The 7775-nt window shown below is 75.0% G+C and carries 8 protein-coding genes; 3 read left to right on the top strand and 5 right to left on the bottom strand.

The window, feature by feature from the left end; translation table 11 throughout:
- Positions 1–1255: bifunctional 3'-5' exonuclease/DNA polymerase (locus DVA66_RS14245; RefSeq protein WP_114560683.1), on the top strand; the 1255-nt coding region annotated here is incomplete at its 5' end.
- 7 nt (positions 1256–1262) lie between these two features.
- Here DVA66_RS14245 and DVA66_RS14240 read toward each other — a convergent pair.
- The gene (locus DVA66_RS14240; RefSeq protein ID WP_114560682.1) at positions 1263–2036 is read right to left on the bottom strand and encodes an alpha/beta fold hydrolase; all 774 of its coding nucleotides are present in this window, start codon (positions 2034–2036) and stop codon (positions 1263–1265) included.
- A gap of 11 nt (positions 2037–2047) precedes the next feature.
- Complete coding sequence (locus tag DVA66_RS14235) at positions 2048–2326, bottom strand: hypothetical protein (RefSeq protein WP_114560681.1); 279 nt, start codon at positions 2324–2326, stop codon at positions 2048–2050.
- A gap of 175 nt (positions 2327–2501) precedes the next feature.
- Between DVA66_RS14235 and nucS the strand changes: the two genes are divergently transcribed.
- Entirely contained in the window at positions 2502–3227 is a 726-nt protein-coding gene (gene nucS, locus DVA66_RS14230; RefSeq protein WP_114560680.1) for an endonuclease NucS, read from the top strand.
- Positions 3228–3250: 23 nt separating this feature from the next.
- On the opposite strand, the gene DVA66_RS14225 is transcribed toward nucS, so the two are convergent.
- The 3 genes from DVA66_RS14225 to mce all read right to left on the bottom strand — a co-directional run bounded on the left by DVA66_RS14225 (position 3251) and on the right by mce (position 6458).
- Positions 3251–4366 carry an AI-2E family transporter gene (locus tag DVA66_RS14225; protein ID WP_114560679.1) on the bottom strand — a complete coding sequence of 372 codons (1116 nt, stop codon included), beginning with the start codon at positions 4364–4366 and terminating at the stop codon, positions 3251–3253.
- Positions 4367–4377: 11 nt separating this feature from the next.
- A complete protein-coding gene (locus tag DVA66_RS14220; protein ID WP_114560678.1) occupies positions 4378–5853 on the bottom strand; it encodes a DivIVA domain-containing protein in 1476 nt (491 codons plus the stop codon).
- A gap of 104 nt (positions 5854–5957) precedes the next feature.
- On the bottom strand, positions 5958–6458 hold the full coding sequence (gene mce / locus DVA66_RS14215) for a methylmalonyl-CoA epimerase (protein WP_232821960.1): 501 nt from the start codon (positions 6456–6458) through the stop codon (positions 5958–5960).
- A gap of 139 nt (positions 6459–6597) precedes the next feature.
- On the opposite strand from mce, the gene DVA66_RS14210 reads away from it, so the two are divergent.
- A partial coding sequence (locus DVA66_RS14210) for an acetyl-CoA C-acetyltransferase (RefSeq protein WP_232821962.1) occupies positions 6598–7775 on the top strand: 1178 nt, incomplete at its 3' end.

Genomic DNA, 7775 nt, shown 5'->3' with positions numbered 1-7775 from the left:
GGGCCGGCTGCGGCTGCTGCTGGCCGCCGAGTCGGCCGGGGCGCTGGTCGCCGCGGAGCTCAAGGCCGACGGGATGCCGTGGAGCCGCGAGGTGCACGACGCCGAGCTGCGCCGGCTGCTCGGCGCCCCCGGCGCCTTCGGGGCGCGCCCGGAGCGGCTGGAGGCGCTGGTCGCCGAGATCCGCGAGCGGCTGCGCGCACCGCGGCTCAACCCCGACTCCCAGCCCGAGCTGCTGCAGGCGCTGCGCGCCGCCGGTCTGGGCGTGCAGAGCACCCGCCAGCACGAGCTGGAGCAGGTCGACCACCCGGTGGTGGCGCCGCTGCTGGAGTACAAGAAGCTGTCGCGGTTGCTCACCGCCAACGGCTGGCACTGGCTCGACACCTGGGTGCACGCCGAGCCCGACGCGTCCGGCGTCCCGCGCGGACGGTTCCGCCCCGACTACGTGGTCGCCGGGGTGGTCACCGGACGGTGGGCCACCAACGGCGGCGGGGCGCTGCAGCTGCCCCGCCAGATCCGGCGCGCGGTGGTGGCCGACCCCGGCCACCGGCTGGTGGTGGCCGACGCGTCCCAGCTCGAGCCGCGGATCCTGGCGGCGATGTCGGGCGACGACGCGATGGCCCGTGCCGGGGCCGGGACCGACCTCTACGCCGGGCTGGTCGCCGACGGCGTGGTGGCCACCCGGGCGGAGGCCAAGGTGGCGATGCTCGGCGCCCTGTACGGCGCCACGTCGGGGGAGTCAGGGCGGCTGATGCCGCGGCTGCAGCGGGCCTACCCGCGCGCCGTGGCCCTGGTCGAGCAGGCCGCCCGCACCGGGGAGGCCGGTGGGCGCGTCACCACCTGGCTGGGACGCTCCTCACCGGCGCCGTCGGAGGCGGACTGGACCGCCGTCGGAGGTGAGGTGGGTCCGGCCGACCTGGACGCGGCCGACCGTGCCGACGCCCGCCGGCGGGCCCGCGACTGGGGCCGGTTCACCCGCAACTTCGTCGTCCAAGGCACGGCGGCGGAGTGGGCGCTGTGCTGGCTGGCCGGGCTGCGCACCCGGCTGTCGGCGCTGGGTGGCGACGGGCCGCCGGCACGGCTGGCCTACTTCCTGCACGACGAGGTGATGGTGCACGCGCCGGAGCAGCTGACCGAGGCCGTGGTGGCCGCCGTCCACGACGCCGCCGCCGAGGCCACCGGGCTGCTCTTCGGCGCCACCGCGGTGGAGTTCCCGCTGCAGGTCGCGGTGGTGGAGCACTACGGCCAGGCGAAGTGAGGAGGGCTCAGTCGAGGAAGCGGCGCAGCACGGAGAGGAACACCTCCGGCTGCTCGGAGTGCACCCAGTGCCCGGCACCCTTGACCGTCACCTGGCGGGCGAGGGGGAACCAGCGGCGGACGGCGTCCTCGTGCTCGGCGGTGACGTAGTCGGAGTGCTCCCCGCGCACCCACAGCGTCGGGCCCTCGTAGCGGGCACCGGCCAGCGCATCGGCCGGCCAGCCGCTGACGACGTCGAGCTGGTCGCCCAGCACGTCGAGGTTCATCTGCCAGCGCCAGCCGTCGCCGTCGCGGCGCAGGTTCTGCAGCAGGAACCCCCGCACCACCGGGTCCGGCACCGACTCCTTCAGCCGCTCGTCGGCCTCCGCGCGCGAGCCCAGGGTGGGCAGGTCGATGGCCCGCATCCCGGCGACGTAGCCGGAGAACGGTCCGCTGCGCCCGTAGTCCACCGGGGCGGTGTCGACCACGCAGAGGCGGGCCACCCGCTCGGGGTGGCGCAGCGCCAGCGCCATCGCGACCTTGCCGCCCATCGAGTGCCCGACCAGCGTCACCGGGTCGTCGGCGTCCAGCAGGGCGGCGACGGCGTCGGCCATCTCGAGGTGGTCCACCCGTTCGGTCCAGGCCGAGCGGCCGTGGTTCGGCAGGTCGACCAGCAGCACCCGGTGGTCGTCGGCCAGCGCCTTGCCGGCCTGGGTCCAGTTGCGGCCCTGGCCGAACAGGCCGTGGCAGAAGACCACCCGGCTGCCGCTCTCGCCGAGGGTGGTGGTGAACAGGTCGGCCATGGGTCCTCTCGTCAGCGTCGTCGCCAGCAGGCGGTGTGCCAGTGGCGCCGGGCCCCCACGCCCAGCTCGGTGCCGAAGTGGCCCGCGGTCGGCCAGGCCACCACGTGCCCGGTGCCGGCCGGGACCGGGCGCTGGCAGCCCGGGCAGATGTAGCTCTTGTCGGAGGTGCCGCCCGGCACGGTGCGCACCACCCAGCTGCCGTCGCCGGTCTCCACCCGCTCCGAGCCGAGGGCCGAGGTCAGCGGGCGGTGCGGGCGCGCGTGCTTGCTGGCCCGACGGCCGCGCCCCACTCAGACCACCTCCCGCACGCGCCCCAACGTACCGTCGGTGCAGCACGGGCCGTCGCGGCGTCCGCCGGCTTGGGCGCGGTGCGGTGCCCGGGCTAGATTCGGCGCCCGTGAGCCCCAGCGAGCACCCAGCACCCGACGCGGCCGGGCACCCGGCCCGCGGCGTCGCCGAGCCCGGATGCGAGCACCGGCGGTGAGGCTCCTGGTGGCCCGCTGCCAGGTCGACTACGCGGGACGGCTGACCGCCCACCTGCCGATGGCGACCCGGCTGATCATGGTCAAGCGGGACTCCTCGGTGAGCATCCACGCCGACGACCGGGCCTACAAGCCGCTGAACTGGATGAGCCCGCCGTGCACCATCGAGGTGCGCGAGCCCGAGCCCGACGAGCAGGCCGTCGCGGACGCCCTCGACCCGCGGCTGACCCAGGTGTGGGAGGTCACCGGCAAGGACGGCGACACCCTGCAGATCTCGATCGCGGAGGTGCTGCACGACTCCGAGCACGACCTCGGCGTCGACCCCGGGCTGCAGAAGGACGGGGTGGAGGCGCACCTGCAGGAGCTGCTCGCCGAGAACCCCGAGACCTTCGGCGCCGGGGTGGAGCTGGTGCGTCGGGAGTACATGACCGCGATCGGCCCGGTGGACCTGCTGTGCCGCACCGCCGACGGCCGCCACATCGCGGTCGAGGTCAAGCGCCGCGGCGAGATCGACGGCGTGGAGCAGCTGACCCGCTACCTGGAGCTGATGCGCCGCGACCCGCTGCTCGGCGACGTCCAGGGCGTCTTCGCCGCGCAGCAGATCAAGCCGCAGGCCCGGGTGCTGGCCGCCGACCGGGGGATCGCCTGCGTCACCGTCGACTACGACGCGCTGCGCGGTCTGGACCGGGCGGACGAGCGCCTCTTCTGAACCGCCCCGTCCCGCCGGGCCGCTCAGCTGCGGTCGAGCCGGGGGATCAGCACCTCGCGGTAGAGGATCAGCAGGGCGGCAGCGGTGGGCACCGCGATCAGCGCTCCGACGATGCCGAGCAGGGTGCCGAAGGCCAGGGCCGCGATCACGGTGACCGGGCCGGGCACCTTGACCGAGGTGGCCATCACCCGCGGGTAGAGCACGTAGGCCTCGAACTGCTGGTAGATGAGGTAGTAGACCAGGCCGGCGATGCCCAGCGGCACCGAGCTGGTCAGGCAGACCAGGGTGACGAGGACCAGGCTCATGGTCGAGCCGACCAGCGGGATGAAGCTGAGGATCGAGACCACCGCCGCGACCGCGAGCGCGTACTCGCCGAGCCCGATCACGGTGAGGAAGATGAAGCTCAGCGCGCCGGCGGTGACCACCACGATGAACATGCCGGTGAGGTAGGAGCCGACCCGGTTGAAGATCTGGTCGGCCAGGTAGCGCACGCGGGCCCGCTGGCTGGCGGGGGAGAGCTGGTAGACGACCTGCTTGATCGAGGGCATCGAGCTCATGAAGTACAGCGTCAGCACCAGCGTCACCAGCGTGGCGACCAGGGCGTTGGCGATGAACTGGCCGGCGCCGAGTAGCCCGCCGAAGAGGGTCTGGATGAGGTCGCCGGAGGAGAGGAACTCGCTGATCCGGGTGATCACCTGGTACTGCGCGTCGAGCTCGGCCAGCACCGGGTTCATCCGCAGCTGGGCCAGCCAGCGCGGGGCGTTGAGCAGCAGCTCGTCGAGCTGGGAGCTGAAGACCGGGGCCACCGCGAGCACCACCAGCGACATCGCGGCCGCCAGCAGCAGGAAGACCAGCAGCACCGCCACCACCCGCGGCACCCGTCGGCGGGTGATGAGCTCGACCAGGGGGTTGAGACCGACGGAGAGGAACAGCGCCACCAGCACCATCAGCAGGATCGAGGAGACCTGCTGCGCCGCCTCGACGAGCACGTAGGCGGTCAGCACGCCCAGGCAGCCGAAGAAGCCGACCCGGTAGGGGGTGGCGAGGAGCACCCGGACGCCGTCCGGGCGTGCCGGGTCCAGCGCGTCGCGGTGGCCCGGGGTCACCTTGGGCCGGGGTTCGGGCGGGCGTTCGCTCATCCGGGACCGGCTCAGCGACCCGGACGGGTGCCGGCCGGTCGACCGGCGCCGGGAGAACGATCGGAGGAGCCGTTGCCGGGAGCCCGGCCGGCGCCACCGCCACGGTGCTGACGACCGCCCGGCCGACTGGTGCCGGGGCGCGCCTGGGGACCGTGCCGCTCGCCGGCCTGGCCGCTGCCGACGGCCTCGGCGTCGTCGGTGCCCGCCTCGTGGCCGTCGACGGGCTCGAGGTCGACCGTGGTCGCGTCGGGAGCGTCGTCGGCCGGCTCGTCGGCGCCCTCGGACGGTTCGGCCCCGTCCTCGACGACCGGCGCGTCCACCGGGGTCTGCGGCTCGGGACCGCTGCCGTCGGCCGCGGGCGCGTCGAGCTCGGCGGTCGTCACCGGCGGCAGCTGGGTGGTCGGCTCGTCGGCCCCGGCGAGCACCGGCGTCGCGGCGTCGTCCAGGTCGAGGTCGGGACCGCTGAACTGCCCGGCCGTCGCCGTCACCATCGCCGACAGGTTCGACAGCTGGTCGACGATGGCCTGGCGGCGCTGCTGCAGCGAGGCGATCTCGCGTCGCAGCGCCTCGATGGCCTGGTTGTGCCGCTCGGTGTTGCGCTCCATGCTGGTCCGGGCCTGCTGACGGGCCACGGTGATCTGCTGCTCGGTCTCGCGCAGCATCCGGGCCCGGGTCTCGTCGGCCTCGGTGACGGCGGCGCTGCGGATCCGGGCCGCCTCGGCCACCATCTCGGCCAGCTCGCGGTTGGCCTGCTCGGTGGCGGCCGCCCGCTCCGCCATGCTGGCCTGCAGCGCGGCCTGCGCCTCCTCGTGCTCGGCCTGCAGGGTGGTCAGCAGCTGCGAGCGGGTCTGCTCGGCCTCCAGCCGCCACTGCGCGGCCTGGGTGAGGGCCTCCTGCCGGGTGACGTCGGCGTCGCGGAGCGCAGCCTCCCGGGTGCGCTCGGCCAGCGTGGCGGCCTCCTGCTCGAGCATCGCCGCCTGCTGGTGGGCCCGCTCGAGCAGCTGGGCGGCCTCCGCCCCGGCCCGGGTGACCACGTCACCGGTCTCGCGCTCCAGCCGGGCGCGCAGGGTGTCGGCGTGGGCCTGGGTGGTGAGCCGGACGTCCTCGGCGTCCCGCTCGGCCTGCTCGAGCAGCTCACGGGCCTGGCGCCGGGCCTCGGTCAGGATGTTCTCCGCCTCCTGGGCGGCCGCCTCCTTGCGCTGGCGGCCCTCCTCCTCGGCCATCTGCAGGATGCCCTGGGCGCGGTGGCCGATGTCCTGCTGCGGCTCGGGCAGCGGGACCGTCTGCTCCTGCTGCTGGGTCTCGGCCAGCTGCGCCTCCAGACGCAGGATGCGCTGCTGCTGGGCCTGCACCCGGCGCTCGGTCTCGACGAGGAACTGGTCGACCTCGGCCTTGTCGTAGCCGCCGAAGCGGACCTGGCGGAAGCGGGTGGCGTCGGACTGGTCGAAGAACATCTCGAGGCCCTGGCCGGGCTGCTCGACGGTCATGGTGGGGGCTCCTCCGGGCTCGGCTGCGGGGCCCACAGTAGTGGGCGCGACCGACGTCCGCGGGTCCTCGGGGCGGGAAAGGTCGCGAGCCGGGCCGACCAGCGTCAGGAGGGCCGCGTCCCGGCCGGTGGCTCCGCCGGCTGGACGATCTCCAGCAGCACCCCGCCGGTGCTGCGCGGGTGCACGAAGTTGACCAGCGAGCCGCCGGTGCCGCGCACCGCACGGTCGTGCACGAGGGTCAGCCCGCGGGCCCGCAGCACCCTGCTGACCTGCTCGATGTCGCGCACCCGGTAGGCGACCTGCTGCACCCCGGGACCGGAGCGGGCCAGGAACCGTCCGACCGGGGAGTCCTCGGTGAGCGGGGCGAGCAGCTGCACCCGCGGGCGGTCCGGGTGGCCGTCGCCGGCCACCAGCATCGCCTCGGCCACGCCCTGCTCCGGGTTCACCTCGCGGTGCTCCAGCCGCCACCCCAGCACCTCGGTGTGCAGCCGGATCGCCTCGTCGAGGTCGGCGACGGCGTAGCCGACGTGGTCGATGCCCTCGAACAGCCCGGACGCCTCCAGCGGCGGGGGGACGTCGGGGGCCGTGGGCTGGTCGGGCTGCACGGGGGCACGCTCTCACACCGTCGACCGCAGCCCGCTCACACCCGTGCCGCGCTCGGGTGCGGAACCGGCCGGCGTGGTTAGGCTGGGCGGGTCACCACGGCGGTGGCCGGGGTGCTCCCGGGTGCGAGGAGGCATGGACATGGGGTCGGTGGTCGTCGGCGGTGCGCGCACCCCGTTCGGCAAGCTGATGGGGGCGCTCGGCGAGGTGCCCGCCACCGAGCTCGGCGCGGTGGCGATCCGGTGCGCGCTGGAGCGTGCCGGGCTGGATCCGGCGGCGGTCGACTACGTGATCATGGGCCAGGTGCTGCAGGCCGGCAGCGGGCAGATCCCGGCCCGCCAGGCCGCGGTGCGGGCCGGCATCCCGATGAGCGTGCCGGCGCTGACGGTGAACAAGGTGTGCCTGTCCGGGTTGAACGCGGTGGCGCTGGCCGACCAGCTGATCCGCGCCGGCGAGGTCGACGTGGTGGTCGCCGGCGGCATGGAGTCGATGAGCCGGGCCCCGCACCTGCTGCCCGGCTCGCGCACCGGTACCCGCTACGGGCCGGTGACGATGGTCGACCACATGGCCGCGGACGGGCTGCACGACGTCTTCACCGACCAGGCGATGGGCGCGCTGACCGAGTCGTGCAACGCCGGCGACCTGCACGTCAGCCGCGAGGACCAGGACGCCTTCAGCGCGCGTTCGCACCGCCTCGCCGCCCGCGCCACCCAGGCCGGGGTGTTCGCCTCGGAGGTGGTGCCGGTGCCGGTGCCGCAGCGCCGGGGCGGGGACGTCCTGGTCGAGCGCGACGAGGGCGTGCGGGCCGACGCCGACCCCGCCGCGCTGGCCCGGTTGCGTCCGGCCTTCCACCCCGACGGCACCATCACCGCCGGGTCGTCCAGCCCGATCTCCGACGGCGCCGCCGCCGTGCTCGTGATGAGCGAGGAGGCCGCCGAGCGGCACGGGTTGCGGCCGTGGGCCGAGGTCGTCGCCCACGGGCAGGTCGCCGGACCCGACTCGAGCCTGCAGCTGCAGCCGGCCGAGGCCGTGCGGGCGGTCTGCCGGCGGGCCGGGATCGAGCCGGGTGACATCGACCTGTTCGAGATCAACGAGGCGTTCGCCGCGGTCGGGCTGGCCAGCGCCCGCGCGCTCGGGCTCAGCGAGGAGCAGATCGAGCACCGGCTGAACGTGCACGGCGGCGCCATCGCGCTGGGCCACCCGATCGGCGCCTCCGGCGCGCGGCTGGTGCTGCACCTGGCGCTGGAGCTGCGCCGGCGCGGCGCCGGCCAGGCGGTGGCGGCGCTGTGCGGCGGCGGTGGCCAGGGCGACGCGCTGCT

Origin of the sequence: Desertihabitans aurantiacus, from assembly GCF_003344635.1 — a bacterium.
Classification (GTDB): Bacteria; Actinomycetota; Actinomycetes; order Propionibacteriales; family Propionibacteriaceae; genus Desertihabitans; species Desertihabitans aurantiacus.
The sequence above is the reverse complement of the archived record's forward strand: the minus strand, read 5'-3'. Positions and strand labels throughout refer to the sequence as shown.